General features: G+C 69.7%; 14 protein-coding genes. 11 read left to right on the top strand and 3 right to left on the bottom strand.

What is annotated here, in order from left to right; translation table 11 throughout:
• Positions 1-2: 2 nt before the first annotated feature.
• Both QLQ83_RS06925 and rsgA read right to left on the bottom strand, forming a co-directional pair.
• Positions 3-845, bottom strand: coding sequence for a sulfurtransferase (locus tag QLQ83_RS06925; RefSeq protein ID WP_282734787.1), 843 nt, complete (start codon positions 843-845; stop codon positions 3-5).
• Positions 846-919: 74 nt separating this feature from the next.
• A complete protein-coding gene (gene rsgA / locus QLQ83_RS06920; protein ID WP_282734786.1) occupies positions 920-1966 on the bottom strand; it encodes a small ribosomal subunit biogenesis GTPase RsgA in 1047 nt (348 codons plus the stop codon).
• A gap of 86 nt (positions 1967-2052) precedes the next feature.
• Here rsgA and orn point away from each other — a divergent pair, with 86 nt between their 5' ends.
• Positions 2053-2661: an oligoribonuclease gene (gene orn / locus QLQ83_RS06915; protein WP_282734785.1), complete on the top strand. Its 609-nt coding sequence runs from the start codon at positions 2053-2055 to the stop codon at positions 2659-2661.
• A gap of 180 nt (positions 2662-2841) precedes the next feature.
• Here the strand turns inward: orn and queG are convergent, their stop codons facing one another.
• Positions 2842-3945 carry a tRNA epoxyqueuosine(34) reductase QueG gene (gene queG / locus QLQ83_RS06910; protein WP_282734784.1) on the bottom strand — a complete coding sequence of 368 codons (1104 nt, stop codon included), beginning with the start codon at positions 3943-3945 and terminating at the stop codon, positions 2842-2844.
• 99 nt (positions 3946-4044) lie between these two features.
• Between queG and QLQ83_RS06905 the strand changes: the two genes are divergently transcribed.
• From QLQ83_RS06905 to QLQ83_RS06860, 10 genes are all read left to right on the top strand, one after another.
• Complete coding sequence (locus tag QLQ83_RS06905; RefSeq protein ID WP_282734783.1) at positions 4045-5580, top strand: NAD(P)H-hydrate dehydratase; 1536 nt, start codon at positions 4045-4047, stop codon at positions 5578-5580.
• Positions 5561-6064 carry a tRNA (adenosine(37)-N6)-threonylcarbamoyltransferase complex ATPase subunit type 1 TsaE gene (gene tsaE / locus QLQ83_RS06900; protein ID WP_282734782.1) on the top strand — a complete coding sequence of 168 codons (504 nt, stop codon included), beginning with the start codon at positions 5561-5563 and terminating at the stop codon, positions 6062-6064. Before QLQ83_RS06905 ends, tsaE begins: the two co-directional genes overlap by 20 nt.
• Positions 6061-7521 carry an N-acetylmuramoyl-L-alanine amidase gene (locus tag QLQ83_RS06895; protein ID WP_282734781.1) on the top strand — a complete coding sequence of 487 codons (1461 nt, stop codon included), beginning with the start codon at positions 6061-6063 and terminating at the stop codon, positions 7519-7521. Before tsaE ends, QLQ83_RS06895 begins: the two co-directional genes overlap by 4 nt.
• Before the next feature lie 41 nt (positions 7522-7562).
• Positions 7563-9485, top strand: coding sequence for a DNA mismatch repair endonuclease MutL (mutL, locus tag QLQ83_RS06890; protein ID WP_282734780.1), 1923 nt, complete (start codon positions 7563-7565; stop codon positions 9483-9485).
• A gap of 4 nt (positions 9486-9489) precedes the next feature.
• Positions 9490-10428, top strand: a complete 939-nt coding sequence (gene miaA / locus QLQ83_RS06885) for a tRNA (adenosine(37)-N6)-dimethylallyltransferase MiaA (protein WP_282734779.1) — start codon at positions 9490-9492, stop codon at positions 10426-10428.
• Positions 10429-10551: 123 nt separating this feature from the next.
• A complete protein-coding gene (gene hfq, locus QLQ83_RS06880) occupies positions 10552-10797 on the top strand; it encodes an RNA chaperone Hfq (protein WP_106229908.1) in 246 nt (81 codons plus the stop codon).
• 8 nt (positions 10798-10805) lie between these two features.
• Positions 10806-12122, top strand: a complete 1317-nt coding sequence (gene hflX / locus QLQ83_RS06875; RefSeq protein ID WP_282734778.1) for a ribosome rescue GTPase HflX — start codon at positions 10806-10808, stop codon at positions 12120-12122.
• Positions 12123-12274: 152 nt separating this feature from the next.
• Positions 12275-13489, top strand: a complete 1215-nt coding sequence (gene hflK / locus QLQ83_RS06870) for an FtsH protease activity modulator HflK (RefSeq protein WP_282734777.1) — start codon at positions 12275-12277, stop codon at positions 13487-13489.
• Complete coding sequence (gene hflC / locus QLQ83_RS06865) at positions 13490-14374, top strand: protease modulator HflC (protein ID WP_282734776.1); 885 nt, start codon at positions 13490-13492, stop codon at positions 14372-14374. It begins immediately after the preceding gene.
• Positions 14375-14564: 190 nt separating this feature from the next.
• On the top strand, positions 14565-15761 hold the full coding sequence (locus QLQ83_RS06860) for an ATP phosphoribosyltransferase regulatory subunit (RefSeq protein ID WP_282734775.1): 1197 nt from the start codon (positions 14565-14567) through the stop codon (positions 15759-15761).
• Positions 15762-15778: the final 17 nt, after the last annotated feature.

The following is a 15778-nucleotide window of genomic DNA, read 5'->3' as shown; positions in this document are numbered from 1 at the left end:
TCCTATGTCTCGATCGGCGTATCGTCGCGGTTGCCCCACTCCTTCCAGGAGCCGGCATAACCGCGAATCTTCTCGAAGCCCAGCGCCTTGCCCACCAGCCAGGTGAAGCCGCTGCGGTGGTGGCTCTGGCAGTGGGTGACCACTTCCATGTCCGGGGTCAGGCCCAGGGCCTCGAGCTCGGTGATGAGCTCCGCATAGTCGCGGATCCGCAGGCCGTGCTCCCGGTCCATGGCGTCGGTCCACTCCATGTTCACCGCGCCGGGGATGTGGCCCAGGCGCGCATTGTTGCCCTTCTCCCCGTCGTATTCTGCGCGGGAGCGGGCATCCCAGATCGCGAAGCCCTTCTCGCCCAGGCGCTCCTGGAGTTCGAGGCGGTCGATGGCGACCTCGGGATGCAGGATCTCCGCCTCGTAGTCGCTGGGACGGGGGGAGCGTGCCTCGGTGGAGACGGGCCGGCCGGCCTCCCGCCAGGCGTGGATGCCGCCATTGAGGTAGGAGTAGCGGGTGTGGCCGATCAGCTCCAGGGTCCACAGCAGGCGTCCGGCCCAGCCGCCGCCCTCGTCGTCGTAGGCGACCACATGGGTGTCCCGGGTCAGGCCGAGCAACGAGAACAGCCGGGAGAGCGCCTCCACCGTGGGCACCTCGTTGGGCACGCTGCTGCCGGCCGGGTCCTCGCCGCGCATCAGCAGGCGATGATCCAGGAAGACGGCGCCGGGGACGTGCCCCTCGCCATAGCTCTCGGCCCTGAGCGGCACGTCGATGATCAGCAGCGATGGCTCGTCCAGGTGAGCGGCGAGCTGGTCGGGCTCGATGATCAGCGGGAGCAGGTTGTCTTCGGAACTCATGGCACATTCTCCTTAAATTCAGCTCCTTAAACTCGACTCCTTGATTCAGGCACGCTTGAGGCGGGCGTCTGGCGTCAGGTGTCCTCGAGACTCTCGAGGATGCGTCGGTAGCTGGCAAAGCGTTCGGGATGGATGTCGCCGCGCTCCACGGCCGCGAGCAGGGCGCAACCCGGCTCGTGGCGGTGGCGGCAGTCGCGGAAGCGGCAGTGGCCGAGGAGGTCGCGGAACTCGACGAAGCCCTCGGTGACCTGCTGCTCGTCCAGGTGGCTAAGGCCGAACTCGCGGATCCCCGGGGAGTCGATCAGCTCGCCCTCGCTGGCCTCCTTGGCATCGCCCGAGGCAGGGCTCGGCAGGCGGTAGAGGCGCGCGGTGGTGGTGGTATGGGTGCCCTTGCGCGAGTCCTTGGACAGCGCCCCGATGCGAAGTTCCTCGTCCGGCAGCAGGCGGTCGATCAGCGAGGACTTGCCCACGCCGCTCTGGCCCACGAACACCGAGGTGCGCCCGGCGAGCCGGGCGTGCAGGGCCGAGAGGCCATCCTCTCGCTCGGTGGTGGTGGTGACCACCGGGTAGCCCAGGGCCTCGTAACGGGCCAGCAGGTCGCGCAGTTCGCCGCCGTGCTCCGGCAGCAGGTCGATCTTGTTGAGCACCAGCACCGGGGCGATGCCGGTGGCCTCGGCGGCCACCAGATAGCGGTCGATCAGGTTGGCGTGAGGCGCCGGCTCCACTGCGAAGACGATCAGGATCTGGTCGATGTTGGCGGCTACCGGCTTGAGCTGGCCGCGTGTGTCGGGGCGCTCCAGGACGCTGTCGCGCTCGCCCCGGGCCACCACCACGCCGTCATTGGCGTCATGGGCGGCACGCCAGATCACCCGGTCGCCGGTCACCAGCCCCTCGAGATTGGCGCGCAGGTGGCAACGCACGGGCTTGCCGCCCTGCTCGGGTCGCACATCCAGGGTGCGGCCGAAGTGGGCGATCACCCGGCCGCCCTGTTCGGGCCCGTATTCGCCGGCGGCCAGCTTCTCGCCGTCCCGGGAGTCGCGCCGGTCGGCGCGTCGGGCGCGTTCGGCCTGGACCTTCTCGATGCGCCAGCGCTGCTGGCGGTTCAACTTGCGTTTGCTCATGGGGGCCTGAAGCTCGCTACAATGGGCCTCATTGTACTCACCCAAGGTGGCCGCTGTCGTCAGCGGGCGCCATGCAAGGAACCCAAATGGCAGAGCATTCCCCGTCCGAGACCCCCGACACCCGGGACCCGCGCCGCCAGCGCCTGGTGTGGATCGACCTGGAGATGACCGGACTCGACCCGAACCGCGAGCGGATCATCGAGGTGGCGACCCTGGTCACCGACAGCGAGCTCAATGTTGTCGCCGAGGGGCCGGTGATCGCGGTGCACCAGCCCGACACCCTCCTCGAGGCAATGGACGAGTGGAACACACGGACCCATGGCGGCTCCGGGCTGGTGACACGGGTCAAGGAGAGCCCGGTCGACACTGCCGAGGCCGAACGGCAGACGCTGGCCTTCCTCAAGGCGCATGTCGCGCCCGGCTCCTCGCCCATGTGCGGCAATAGCATCCACCAGGACCGCCGCTTCCTGGAGCGGGAGATGCCCGAGCTGCTGGCCTTCTTCCACTATCGCAACCTGGATGTCTCGACCCTGAAGGAGCTGGCCAAGCGCTGGAACCCGGGGGCGCTGGTCGGCTTCCAGAAGCGCAACGTGCACCTCGCCATGGACGACATCAAGGAGTCCATCGCCGAGCTGGCGCATTATCGCCGTACCTTCCTGCGCCTGGCGGAGGACGAGAGCGACGAGGAAGAATAGCGCCGCGCTGCAAGCGCAGATATCCAAACAGGTAAGCAACGAGTTGGTTGCGAGCGGCACCGGGGACAGGTCATAGAGGGGGGCCTACGCCATGGATGGCGTCGGTAGCGTACAGGGAGGTATTAACAGCGCCCCCTCGGAGACCTGTCGCCGGTAAAGCCGCGCTTCCAGGCGTAAGCCTCAGCCGCTGGCAATCAGCCGCTGGCGCTTGTCCCGCTGGCGGGCCAGGGCCCAGCGTACGTGTTCGCGCACCAGGTCGGAGGGGTAGGACAGGCGTGCCCAGAGGGCGGCTTCCACGGCCTCGCTCCAGGGGGCGTTGCCGAGCCCCACGGCGAGGTTGCGCAGCCAGCGCGCGTAGCCGATGCGACGGATCGGGCTGCCGGCGGTCTTCTCCAGGAACTCCTCCTCGCCCCAGGCGAACAGTGCGACCAGATTCGCACGGTCCAGGTCATGGCGGGGGGCGAAGTCGGCCTCGCGGGAGACCCGGGTAAAACGGGTGAAGGGGCAGACCAGCTGGCAGTCGTCGCAGCCGAACACCCGGTTGCCCATGGCCTCCCGGTAGTGCTCGGGAATGGCCCCGAACAGCTCGATGGTCAGATAGGAGATGCAGGCCCGGGCATCGACCACCCGGTCCTCGACGATGGCGCCGGTCGGGCAGGCGGTGCGGCAGGCGCTGCAGCTGCCGCAGTGGTCGCCCTCGAAGGGCGCGTCCACCGGCAGCGGCAGGTCGGTGTAGAGTTCACCCAGGAAGAACAGCGAGCCGGCCCTGGGGTTGAGCAGCATGGCGTTCTTGCCGAACCACCCCAGCCCCGCCTTGCGGGCCAGGGCCCGTTCCATCACCGGGGCCGAATCGACGAAGGCGCGATAGCCGAAGGGTCCGACCTCTGCCTCGATCCACTTGGCGAGTGTCGCCAGCCGCTTGCGCATCAGCTTGTGGTAGTCCCGCCCGGTGGCATAGCGCGAGACGTAGGCGGTCTCCGGCTGGCCGAGCACCTTCGCCGTCTCCACCTCGGCGGGCAGGTAGTCCAGGCGTACACTGATCACCCGCACCGTGCCCGGGACCAGCTCCGCCGGCCGGGTGCGCTTGGTGCCGTGCTTGGCCATGAAGCCCATCTCGCCATGGTGGCCGGCGGCCAGCCAGCGTGTCAGGCGCTGCTCGTCCTCGGCCAGGTCGACGTCGGTGATGCCCAGTTGCTGGAAGCCGAGCTCGCGGCCCCAGGCCTTGATCCTCGCGGCGAGGCCGGTCATGTCGGGTTCGTCACCTGGAGCGGACACTGGGGTCATGATCGAGAAAACACCATGCAGATCGGCCCCATGACTTGGCGTGGGGCGCAGAGAAATTACACTCGGTATGGTAAAGCATCCCGAACGAGGAGACATCGGATGGCCCGGAAAGCCGTACATCCCGAGCCGCACCCACGGCCGCTCTATCGCGCCGACCAGGTGCGCGAGCTCGACCGGCGAACCATCGCCGCCGGCATCGAGGGCTTCGCCCTGATGCAGCGCGCGGCCGCGGCCGCCTGGCAGAGCCTGAGGGCCCGCTGGCCCGGGGTGCCCTCGCTCAGCGTGTTCTGTGGCGGCGGCAACAACGGCGGCGATGGCCACGTGCTGGCGGCGCTGGCCGCCGCCGAGGGGCTCGCCGTGCAGCGCATCCTGCTCAAGCCGATCGACGAGCTGTCCGGGGATGCCAGGCGCGCCGCCGACATGGCCACCGCGGCCGGGGTGGGGGCCGAGTCCTGGCGGGCGGAGCTCGCCCTCGAGGGCGAACTGATCGTCGACGCCCTGCTGGGCACCGGCCTCGGCGGCGAGGTGCGCGGCGAGGCACGCGAGGCGATCGAGGCCATCAATGCCAGCGTCCTGCCGGTGCTGGCCATCGACATTCCCTCGGGGCTGCATGCCGACACCGGTGCTGTCCTCGGTACGGCGGTCCGGGCGAGTCGAACCGTGACCTTTATCGGCGACAAGCTCGGCCTGCACACCGGCGCGGCCCCCTCCTGCGTGGGCGAACTGGATTTTCGGGCCCTCGGCGTCGACGCCGAGGGCGAGACGGACATCGTGCCGGCGGCCCGTCTGCTCGGCCCCGGGCTGATCGCGGCCTGGCTGCCGCCCCGCGACCGCACCACGCACAAGGGAGACGTCGGCCATGCGCTGGTGCTGGGCGGGGCCCCGGGCTTCGGCGGGGCGGCGCTGCTCGCCGCCGAGGCCTGCGCACGGCTGGGCGCCGGCAAGGTGAGCCTGGCCACGGCGCCCGAGCATGTGACGGCGAGCCTGGTACGCCGCCCCGAGGTCATGGTCCACGGGATTCGCGGTGCCGGGGACCTCGCCGGACTGGCGGTTCGTGCCGACGTGCTGGTGGTGGGGCCGGGGCTGGGCCAGGGCAGCTGGGGGCAGGGCGTGCTGCAGGCGGCCCTGGCGGCCGCGAGGCCGCTGGTGGTGGATGCCGATGCCCTCAACCTGCTGGCGACCCGTTTCACCGGCCAGCGCCGCGAGGACTGGGTGCTGACGCCGCACCCCGGCGAGGCCGCTCGCCTGCTCGGCCTTTCCGCCGGCGAGATCGAGGCCGACCGGCCCGCGGCGGCCCTGGCCCTGCAGCGGCGCTATGGCGGGGTGGTGGTGCTCAAGGGCGCCGGCAGCCTGGTGGCCGGCCCCGAGGGGCTCGCCGTCTGCCCCTACGGCAATCCGGGCATGGCCAGCGGCGGCATGGGCGATGCGCTCTCCGGCATCCTGGGCGCGCTGCTGGCCCAGGGGCTGCCCCTCGAGCCGGCAGTCCGACTCGGCGTGCTGGTACATGCCCTGGCCGCCGACATGGCGGCCCGGGAGGGGGGCGAGCGTGGCCTGCTGGCCGGCGATCTGGCATCCTGTGCACGAATTCTGGTCAACCCGACGATGGGCGAGGACGATGCAGCTGCGACTCGATGACGAAGACCGCCAGGTCGCCTTCGGCGAGTGCTTGGGGCGTGCCCTGGACGGCCAGGGTCGCGTGCACCTGACCGGCGAGCTGGGGGCCGGCAAGACAACGCTGGCCCGTGGTATCCTGCGCGCCTGCGGCCACCGGGGGGCGGTCAAGAGCCCCACCTACACCCTGGTGGAGCCCTACGAGCTGGACGGCATTCGTGTGCACCACTTCGACCTCTACCGCCTGGGCGACCCCGAGGAGCTGGAGTTCATCGGTGGCCGCGACCTGCTTGCCGAGGACGCGCTCTGCGTGATCGAGTGGCCGGAGCGGGGCGAGGGCTGGCTGCCGGCCCCGGATCTGGAGGTGAGCCTGCGGCTGGCCGGCAGCGGGCGCGAGGCGACGCTCGAGGCCCGCAGCGAACATGGCCGGGCGGTGCTCGAGCGCCTGGCGGCGATGCCGGCTCTGGCCGGCTGGATCCTGGACAGGGAAGGTGAAGCAGCGAGATGACACGCATGAGACCGGCAGGGTGTCTGCTGGCCGGGCTGGGGGGGCTGCTGCTGTGGCTCGCCAGTGGCCTGGCCCATGCCGCCAGCGTCGACAACCTTCGCCTCTGGGCGGCGCCCGACCATGCCCGCCTGGTCTTCGACCTCTCCTCCCCGGCGCAGGCCAATGTCTTCAGCCTCGACAATCCGCGCCGCCTGGTGATCGACCTGGACGACAGCCAGCTCAATGCCAGCGTCGACCGGCTGGACCTCGAGGGGAGTGCCATCAGCACCCTGCGCACCGGTGTGCGCGACGGCAATGGCCTGCGGGTGGTGCTGGAACTCGAGCGGGAGGTCGAGCCCCGTCACTTCAGCCTGGCGCCCAACGACCAGTACGGACATCGCCTGGTGGTGGACCTGGAGTATCCCGGCGAGAGCGCCGTGGAGGACCCCATCGACCCCATCGAGGCGATGATCCGCGAGCAGGAGATTGCCGCCGAACGCGCCCGCAGCGAGGCGGTGGCGGAGGGTGCTGACCCGGCCGATATCGACGCCGCCCAGGTACTGGAGCCGGCCAAGCCCCATCCCAAGCGCGACATCATCATCGCCATCGACGCCGGTCATGGCGGCGAGGACCCGGGGGCAATCGGGCCGTCCGGCACCCGCGAGAAGGACGTCGTGCTGGAGATGGCCAAGCGCCTGGCCCGGCTGGTCAACGCCGCTGAGGGATTCCGGGCGGTGATGATCCGCGACGGCGACTACTACATCGGTCTGCGCCAGCGGACCCGCATCGCCCGGGAGCAGAAGGCCGACTTCTTCGTGTCGATCCATGCCGATGCCTTCAACAGCCCGCGGCCCAACGGCAGCTCGGTCTATGCCCTGTCCCAGCGAGGGGCCACCTCGGAGACCGCCCAGTGGCTGGCCGCCAGCGAGAACGAGGCCGACCTGATCGGCGGGGTCGACGGCAACCTGTCGCTGGACGACAAGGACGAGGTGCTGCGTGGCGTGCTGCTCGACCTGACCATGACGGCGACCCTCAACGACTCCCTGACCATCGGCGGCCAGGTGCTCGACCAGCTGGGGCGGGTCAACCGGCTGCACAAGTCGCGGGTCGAGCAGGCCGGTTTCATGGTGCTCAAGTCGCCGGACATCCCCTCGCTGCTGGTCGAGACCGGCTTCATCTCCAATCCGGACGAGGAGCGCCGGCTGCGCGACGGCGGCTATCAGCAGCGGATGGTCGAGGCCCTCTTCGGCGGCATCCGCGGCCACTTCCAGCGCAACCCGCCGCCGGCCAGCCTGCTGGCCTGGCAGCGCGACCGCAACCGCAGCCCCGAGGGCAACGAGTATCGCATCCAGCCCGGCGATACCCTCTCGGAGATCGCGGCCCGCCACAGCGTGCCGGTGGCCCAGCTCAAGCAGGCCAACGAGCTCAACGGCGATGTGATCCGGGTCGGACAGGTGCTGCGCATCCCCCGGTCGTGATGCCGGCGCCCCCTCTTCAGACCCGAAACCCTCGGAGCGACATGTCAGAGAAGCGACACATCCAGATCCTCGATCCCCGCCTGGCCAACCAGATCGCCGCCGGCGAGGTGGTCGAGCGTCCGGCCTCGGTGGTCAAGGAACTGGTGGAGAACGCCATCGATGCCGGCAGTCGGCGCATCGAGGTCGAGCTGGAGAATGGCGGGGCCCGACTGATTCGCGTCAGGGACGACGGCAGCGGCATCGGCGAGGCCGACCTGCCGCTGGCGCTGTCGCGCCACGCCACCAGCAAGATCGTCTCCCTGGAGGAGCTCGAGGGCGTGGCAAGCCTGGGCTTCCGCGGCGAGGCCCTGGCATCGATCAGCTCGGTGGCGCGCCTCGAGCTGGTCTCCAATACCGACGAGGACCCGCGCAGCGGCTGGCGCGTGGTGGCCGAGGGGCGGCGCATGGAACCCCGCGTGACCCCGGCCCCGCATCCGCGCGGCACCTCGGTGACGGTCCGTGACCTCTTCTTCAACACCCCGGCACGGCGCAAGTTCCTGCGCACCGAGAAGACCGAGTTCGGCCACGTCGAGGAGGCCTTCCGGCGCCAGGCGCTGTCGCGCTTCGACATCGGCTGGGTGCTGCGCCACAACCACAAGACCCTCCACCAGCTGCCGGTGGGCGATGACCCGGTGGCCCGCGAGCGACGTCTCCAGTCCCTGCTCGGCAAGGCCTTCCTGGAGAATGCCCTGCACCTGGACCTGGAGGTGGGTGGCCTGCGGCTGTGGGGCTGGGTCGGGCTGCCGACCCACTCCCGGGCCCAGGCCGACCAGCAGTACTTCTTCGTCAACGGCCGTGTGGTGCGCGACCGGCTGGTCGCGCATGCCATCCGCCAGGCTTACCGCGACGTCCTCTTCCACGGCCGCCACCCGGTGTTCGTGCTCTACCTCGAGGTCGACCCCAGGGTGGTGGACGTCAACGTCCATCCCACCAAGCATGAGGTGCGCTTCCGCGACGGGCGGATGGTCCACGACTTCCTGTTCTCGAGCCTGCACCGCGCGCTGGGCGAGGCTCGGCCTGGCGAGGGCAGCGAGCGCGACGACGCGCCCGAGGCGGCGGACGGCGTGCGCGAGACGGCGCCGGCCTGGCAGCAGCAGCCGATGTCGTTGCCAGGGCAGGACGAACGCGTCACGCCGAATCGCGTCAGGGCCTTCATGGAGGGCTACCGGGCGCTGCATCCCGACCACGAGGAGAGCCTGCTGACCCCGCAACCGGCCGCCCCGGCCCCCGGGGGCAGCGCCGCGGACGTGGCCCTCGAGGAGCGTCGTGCCTCGCAGGCGGGCCGCGCCCCGCGCCCGGCGATGCCCGAGGAGGACGCGACCCGCGCGCCGCCGCTGGGCTATGCCGTGGCCCAGCTGCACGGGGTCTACATCCTCTCGCAGACCGAGCGCGGCCTGGTGATGGTGGACATGCACGCCGCCCACGAGCGCATCGTCTACGAGCGGATGAAGACCCAGGTCCATGGCGGCGCCGGGGGTGAAGGTGGATTGCAGGCCCAGCCGCTGCTGGTGCCGGTGTCGCTGGCGGCGAGTCCCGCCGAGGTGGCCACCGCCGAAGCCGAGCATGACGCCTTCGCACGCCTCGGCGTGGAGCTCGACGTGGCCGGCCCCGAGACCCTGCTGGTGCGCCAGGTGCCGGTGCTTCTCGCCGATGCCGACGTGGAGCCGCTGGTGCGTGACATGCTCGCCGACCTGGAGCGCTACGGCCGCTCCGACCGTCTCGAGGCGCGCATCAACGAGCTGCTCGCGACCATGGCCTGTCACGGCAGCGTGAGGGCCAATCGCCAGCTGGGGCTCGAGGAGATGAATGCCCTGCTGCGCGACATGGAACGCACCGAGCGCAGCGGCCAGTGCAACCACGGCCGCCCCACCTGGACCGAGATGAGCATGAAGGAGCTGGACCGCCTCTTCCTGCGCGGGCAGTAGACCCATGATCGATACGCGTCCCCCCGCCATCCTGCTGATGGGGCCCACCGCCGCCGGCAAGACCGACCTGGCCATTGCTCTCCACGAGCGGCTGGGCTGCGAGCTGGTCAGCGTCGATTCGGCCATGGTCTACCGCGGCATGGACATCGGCAGCGCCAAGCCCTCGCCCGAGGAGCTGGCCCGGGCACCGCACCGGCTGATCGACATCCGCGACCCGGCCGAGCCCTATTCTGCCGCCGACTTCCGCGGGGACGCCCTGCGCGAGATGCGCCGGATCAGCGACGCCGGCCGGGTCCCGCTGCTGGTGGGCGGCACCATGATGTACTTCAAGCACCTGCTCGAGGGGGTGGCCAACCTGCCCGCCTCGGACCCGGCGGTGCGCGCCGAGCTGGCGCACAGGGTGGCGCGTCATGGCCTGGCCGCACTGCACGAGGAGCTGGCCCGGGTCGATCCGGTCTCGGCGGCGCGGATCCATCCCAATGATCCCCAGCGACTGATACGGGCGCTGGAGGTTTACCGGCTGGCGGGCCGCTCCCTCAGCGAGCTGTGGGGCGAGCAGCGCCGTGAAACCTTTCCCTGGCGCTCGCTGTCGATAGGCCTCGCGCCGGCCGATCGTGGCGTGCTCCATGCGCGTATCGCGCAGCGCTTCATGGCGATGCTCGATGCCGGTTTCATCGACGAGGTGGCGGCCCTGAGGGCGCGCGGCGACCTCGCTGCCTCACTGCCCTCCATGAAGAGCGTGGGTTATCGTCAGGCATGGGCCTGCCTCGAGGGCGAGTTCGGGCGTGACGAGTTCTCACGGCGCGGGATCATCGCGACCCGCCAGCTGGCCAAGCGCCAGCTGACCTGGATGCGCAGCTGGCCGGGGCTGCACTGGGTCGACAGCCTGGGCCCCGACCCCTTGGCCGAGGTATTGAAACTGGTGCGCGAATTCGGCACTTAGCGTAAGATGGGCCTTTCGGTGGCCGGGTGAACAGGCCCCTCAGGGTATCCAGCGTTGCCCCCTGGCGGGAGCGACGAAGACCGACATAACATCAACCCCCAGAGACACTTCAGGGAGAGCAACATGTCCAAAGGGCAGTCCCTTCAAGACCCGTACCTGAACATCCTGCGCAAGGAGCGCATTCCGGTATCGATTTTCCTGGTCAACGGCATCAAGCTGCAGGGCCAGATCGAGTCCTTCGACCAGTTCGTCATCCTGCTGCGCAACACCGTCAGCCAGATGGTCTACAAGCACGCCATCTCCACCGTGGTGCCGTCGCGCAACGTGCGCCTGCCGGCCCCGGATGCGCAGCCGGACCCTGATGCGTGAGGTATTGATTGTTTTTTGAACGTCCCGACGCCGGCGAGACGGCGATCCTTGTCCATGTGGATTTCCAGGACGAGCAGGAGCGCGAGGACGCGGGTGAGTTCCTCGAACTCGTGCGCTCGGCCGGCGCGGAGCCGGCCACCCTGATCACCGGCAGTCGCAAGCGCCCCGACTCCCGCACCTTCGTGGGGTCGGGCAAGCTCGAGGAGCTGCGCGAGGCAAAGGCCGTGCATCACGCCGAGCTGGTGATCTTCAACCATGGCCTGAGCCCCTCCCAGGAGCGCAACCTGGAGCGCGAGCTCAAGTGCCGGGTGATCGACCGTACCGGCCTGATCCTCGACATCTTCGCCCAGCGCGCCCGGACCCATGAGGGCAAGCTGCAGGTCGAGCTTGCCCAGCTCGAGTACATGTCGACCCGACTGGTGCGCGGCTGGACCCACCTGGAGCGTCAGAAGGGCGGCATCGGCCTGCGGGGCCCGGGCGAGACCCAGCTCGAGACCGACCGCCGCCTGCTGCGGGCGCGCATCAAGGCGATCCACAAGCGGCTCGACAAGGTGCGCAGCCAGCGCAGCCAGAATCGTCGGGCCCGTTCCCGGGCGGAGATCCCCAGCGTCTCGCTGGTGGGCTACACCAACGCCGGCAAGTCCACGCTCTTCAACGCCCTGACGTCCGCCAGGGTCTATGCGGCCGACCAGCTCTTCGCTACCCTCGACCCGACGCTGCGTCGCCTCGAGATCGAGGACGTGGGGCCGGTCGTGCTCGCCGACACCGTGGGCTTCATCCGTCACCTGCCCCACAAGCTGGTCGAGGCCTTCCGCGCCACCCTGCAGGAGGCCGCCGAGGCCTCGCTGCTGGTGCACGTGATCGATGCCGCCGACCCTGACCGCGAGCTCAACGTCGCTCAGGTCGAGGCGGTGCTCGACGAGATCGGTGCCCTCGAGGTGCCGACCCTCAAGGTGATGAACAAGATCGACCTGCTCGACAGCGCACCGCGCATCGAGCGCGACGGAGAGGGCAGGCCCGAGGTGGTCTGGCTCTCGGCCCGCGATGGCAAGGGGCTCGAGCTGCTGGCGCAGGCGCTCTCGGAGTGCCTGGCCGATGACATCATCGACTTCGAGCTCTGCCTGGCCCCGGAACAGGGCAGGCTGCGGGCCGGACTGCACGACCTCGGTGCGGTGCGCGGGGAGCGCTTCGATGACGAGGGGCATACCCTGCTGGAGGTGCGCCTGCCACGGCGCGATTTCCTGCAGCTGATGGCGCGACTGGGCGAGCGCGCCGACGACTACCTGCCGACAGCCCTGCAGGCGCCGCCGGTATGGGAGGCGTGACGCGAGGAGGCCGGTCCGCTGGCGGGCAGGCCAGCAGCCACAACACGATGACAGGGACGCCGGGCTGCGCCGGGCGATACCCGCAGGATCGCAACCGATGTCCGTCGCCGGCACGCCTGGTGGCGGGATGCAACGCATAGTGGAGACGACGTATGGCCTGGAATGAGCCTGGTGGTGGCAACCAGCACGACCCCTGGAGCGGGGGTGGCCGCGGTGGCAGTGGCGGCGGGGGCAAGGGCGGCGGCAATCAGGGGCCGCCCGACCTCGACGAGGCCCTGAAGAAGTTTCAGGACAAGCTCAACAGCATGCTGGGTGGCCGTGGGGGCAAGAAGGGCGGCTCCGGCGGCAAGGGCGGCGGTGGCAAGCCGCGCAACGCCTTCACCCTGCCGGGCCTGCTGATCGTGGTCGCCCTGGCCATCTGGGCGGCCTCCGGCTTCTATCTGGTCGACCAGTCCGAGCGCGGGGTGGTGCTGCGCTTCGGCGAGTTCCAGGAGGTCGTCACGCCCGGTCTGCAGTGGCACCCTCCGCTGATCGATGACGTGCGGATGGTCAACGTGACCCGTGTACGCTCGGTCACCCAGACCCAGTCGATGCTGACCCAGGACGAGAACATCGTCTCCGTCGAGATGTCGGCCCAGTATCAGGTTGCCGACCCCCGTAGCTACGTGCTCAACGTTCGCGACCCCGAGCTCAGCCTCGAGAACGCCCTTGACTCGGCGTTGCGCCACGTGGTCGGCGGAACCGACATGATCGACATCCTGACGTCCGGTCGCGAGATCCTCGGCAGCTCGGTGGCCAGTCGCCTGCAGTCCTACCTGGACAGCTACGGCACCGGGATCCTGCTGCAGACGCTCAACGTCGAGTCCACGGCGCCGCCCGATGCGGTGCAGGATGCCTTCGACGACGTCATCCGGGCCCGCGAGGACCGCCAGCGCACCATCAACCAGGGCATCGCCTACGCCAACTCCATCATCCCCGAGGCCCAGGGCCAGGCCCAGCGTCTCGTCGAGCAGGGCCAGGGCTATCGCGAATCCGTGGTCGCCGAGGCCGGGGGCCAGGCCAGCCGCTTCAACGCGCTGCTCGGCCAGTACGAGGATAACCCGTCGATCATGCGCGAGCGCCTCTACCTCGACGCCATCAGCGAGGTGTTTACCAATACCTCGAAGGTCATGGTCGATGTGGCCGACGACAGCCCGCTGTTGTACCTGCCCCTCGATCAGCGCCCCGGCGGCGGCAGTGCCGGCAGGGAGGCCAGAGAAGGCGAGGAGGGCGAGCTGGATCCCCGCGTGCTCGAGCGCATGCGCTCCAGCCAGTCGTCGAGCAGCAGCAACAGCAGCAACAGTGGAATCCGCAGGGAGGGCCGCTAAATGATCAATAATCGTTCCCTGCTCATCGTCGGTGGCCTGGCCGCCGTGGCCTGGCTTGCCAGCAACAGCCTTTACGTGGTCGACGAGACCGAGCGCGCGGTCAAGTTGCGCTTCGGCGAGGTCATCGAGGAGAACATCCAGCCCGGGCTGCACTTCAAGGTGCCGATCACCCAGACGGTGCGTACCTTCGATACTCGCCTGCTGACGCTGGATACCGACCCCAGCCGTTACCTGACCCTGGAACAGAAGGCGGTAATCGTCGACTCCTACGTCCAGTGGCAGGTGGTCAATCCGACCCGTTACTACGAGGCCACGGCGGGCGACGAACTGATGGCCAGTCGACTGATCCAGCCGCGGGTCGACGAGAGCCTGCGTAACGAGTTCGGCCGCCTGAACCTGCAGCAGATCATCGCCGAACGCCGCGATGACCTGATGACCGGCCCCACCGAGGACCTCGACGAGCTGATGCGCGAGGAGCTTGGCGTGGCGGTTCGCGACATCCGGGTCAAGCGTATCGACCTGCCCGAGGATGTCTCCTCGGCGGTCTACGAGCGCATGCGCTCCGAGCGTGAGCGCGAGGCCCGTGAATGGCGTGCCCAGGGCCAGGAGGAGGCCGAGCGCATCCGCGCCAACGCCGACCGCCGCCGCCAGGTGCTGCTGGCCCAGGCCCGTGCCCGCTCCGAGACCCTGCGCGGTGAGGGTGACGCCGAAGCCGCGGCGATCTTCTCCGAGGCCTACGGCAAGGACGAGGAATTCTTCAGCTTCTGGCGCAGCCTCAACGCCTATCGCGACAGCTTCGAGGGTGACGACAACATGCTTGTGCTGGACCCCTCCAGCGACTTCTTCCAGTACCTCAAGAGCCCTCAGGGCGCGGGCGAAGAGTGACGCCCCCCGGCGGGCGGTGCGCCGCCCGCCGGCCGGGGTTCAACCGGTCCGCAAACGTGGTAGAATCCTTGAACCGGGCGTGGCCCGGTTTTTTTGTGGCCTCTCCATTCCCGGCGCTCCCGTTCGCCAGCACACCTCGCGCGACTCGGGCATCGCCGCAGGCCAACCATCGTCTTGCAGGATGAACGACATGACCATCGCTGACCGCTGGCTGCTCCCCGACGGCATGGACGAGGTACTGCCGCCCCAGGCCAGTCGCATGGAGGAGCTGCGCCGTGCGTTGCTCGACCTCTACCACCGCTGGGGCTACGACCAGGTGATGCCCCCGCCGGTGGAGTTCCTGGACTCCCTGCTCACCGGCACCGGTACCGACCTCGATCTGCAGACCTTCAAGCTGACCGATCAGATGACCGGCCGCATGATGGGCGTGAGCGCCGATGTCACGCCCCAGGTGGCGCGCATGGATGCCCACTCCCTGCGCCGCCAGGGGCCGGTGCGGCTCTGCTACTGCACCAACGTGCTGCGTGCCAAGGCCGACCAGCATCAGGGCGGTCGCAGCCCGGTGCAGGTCGGTGTGGAGCTGTTCGGCCACGCCGGCCTGGAGGCCGACCTGGAGATCCTGCGCCTGGCCCTGGCGAGCCTCGAGACCGCCGGAGCGACGGAGATCCATCTGGCGCTAGGCCATATCGGCATCTACCGTAGCCTGGTGCAGGCCGCGGGGCTCGACGCCGACCAGGAGCGCGCGATGTTCGCCGCCCTGGCCCTCAAGTCGCCGGGCGAGCTGGCGGCGCGGGTCGAGGAGAGCGTGCGCGATCCGGGGCTGGCGGCGATGTTTCGCGCCCTGGGCGACCTGCACGGTGGGCTCGAGGTGCTGGAGGCGGCCCGTGAGGCCTTCGAGGAGGCCCCGCAGCCCGTGGGCGCGGCGCTGGACCAGCTGCGCGCCATGGTCGACGGGGTGCTCGCCGAGTACCCCGGGGTCGAACCCTACTTCGACCTGGCCGAGCTGCGGGGCTACCAGTACCACACCGGCATGATGTTCGCCGCCTACGTGCCGCACTACGGCCAGGCGCTGGCCAAGGGAGGGCGCTACGACGACACCGGCCGCGCCTTCGGCCGCGCCCGGCCGGCCACCGGCTTCTCCATGGACCTCAAGCTGTTGGCCACCCTGGCCCCCGCGGAGCCCGAACCGGACGGCATCTGGGCCCCGGCCGAAGGGGAGGGGCTGGCCGAGGTCCTGCAGGCTCTTCGCCAGCGGGGCGAACGGGTCGTCCAGGCGCTGCCCGGACAGCGTACCGGCCCGGCGGAACACCGCTGCGATCGCCGGCTGGAACATATCGATGGTCGCTGGGAGCCACGCCTCCTGGAGACTTCACAGGACCGGGCCTGAGGGCCCGCGGTCAATGA

This window comes from Halomonas rhizosphaerae (assembly GCF_030010555.1).
Taxonomy (GTDB): Bacteria; Pseudomonadota; Gammaproteobacteria; order Pseudomonadales; family Halomonadaceae; genus Halomonas; species Halomonas rhizosphaerae.
The sequence above is the reverse complement of the archived record's forward strand: the minus strand, read 5'-3'. Positions and strand labels throughout refer to the sequence as shown.

What these genes read in the sequence shown, in the direction of transcription:
- QLQ83_RS06925 (WP_282734787.1), bottom strand. Translation starts at nt 845, where the DNA reads ATGAGTTCCGAAGACAACCTGCTCCCGCTGATCATCGAGCCCGACCAG.
- rsgA (WP_282734786.1), bottom strand. Translation starts at nt 1,966, where the DNA reads ATGAGCAAACGCAAGTTGAACCGCCAGCAGCGCTGGCGCATCGAGAAG.
- orn (WP_282734785.1), top strand. Translation starts at nt 2,053, where the DNA reads ATGGCAGAGCATTCCCCGTCCGAGACCCCCGACACCCGGGACCCGCGC.
- queG (WP_282734784.1), bottom strand. Translation starts at nt 3,945, where the DNA reads ATGACCCCAGTGTCCGCTCCAGGTGACGAACCCGACATGACCGGCCTC.
- QLQ83_RS06905 (WP_282734783.1), top strand. Translation starts at nt 4,045, where the DNA reads ATGGCCCGGAAAGCCGTACATCCCGAGCCGCACCCACGGCCGCTCTAT.
- tsaE (WP_282734782.1), top strand. Translation starts at nt 5,561, where the DNA reads ATGCAGCTGCGACTCGATGACGAAGACCGCCAGGTCGCCTTCGGCGAG.
- QLQ83_RS06895 (WP_282734781.1), top strand. Translation starts at nt 6,061, where the DNA reads ATGACACGCATGAGACCGGCAGGGTGTCTGCTGGCCGGGCTGGGGGGG.
- mutL (WP_282734780.1), top strand. Translation starts at nt 7,563, where the DNA reads ATGTCAGAGAAGCGACACATCCAGATCCTCGATCCCCGCCTGGCCAAC.
- miaA (WP_282734779.1), top strand. Translation starts at nt 9,490, where the DNA reads ATGATCGATACGCGTCCCCCCGCCATCCTGCTGATGGGGCCCACCGCC.
- hfq (WP_106229908.1), top strand. Translation starts at nt 10,552, where the DNA reads ATGTCCAAAGGGCAGTCCCTTCAAGACCCGTACCTGAACATCCTGCGC.
- hflK (WP_282734777.1), top strand. Translation starts at nt 12,275, where the DNA reads ATGGCCTGGAATGAGCCTGGTGGTGGCAACCAGCACGACCCCTGGAGC.
- hflC (WP_282734776.1), top strand. Translation starts at nt 13,490, where the DNA reads ATGATCAATAATCGTTCCCTGCTCATCGTCGGTGGCCTGGCCGCCGTG.
- QLQ83_RS06860 (WP_282734775.1), top strand. Translation starts at nt 14,565, where the DNA reads ATGACCATCGCTGACCGCTGGCTGCTCCCCGACGGCATGGACGAGGTA.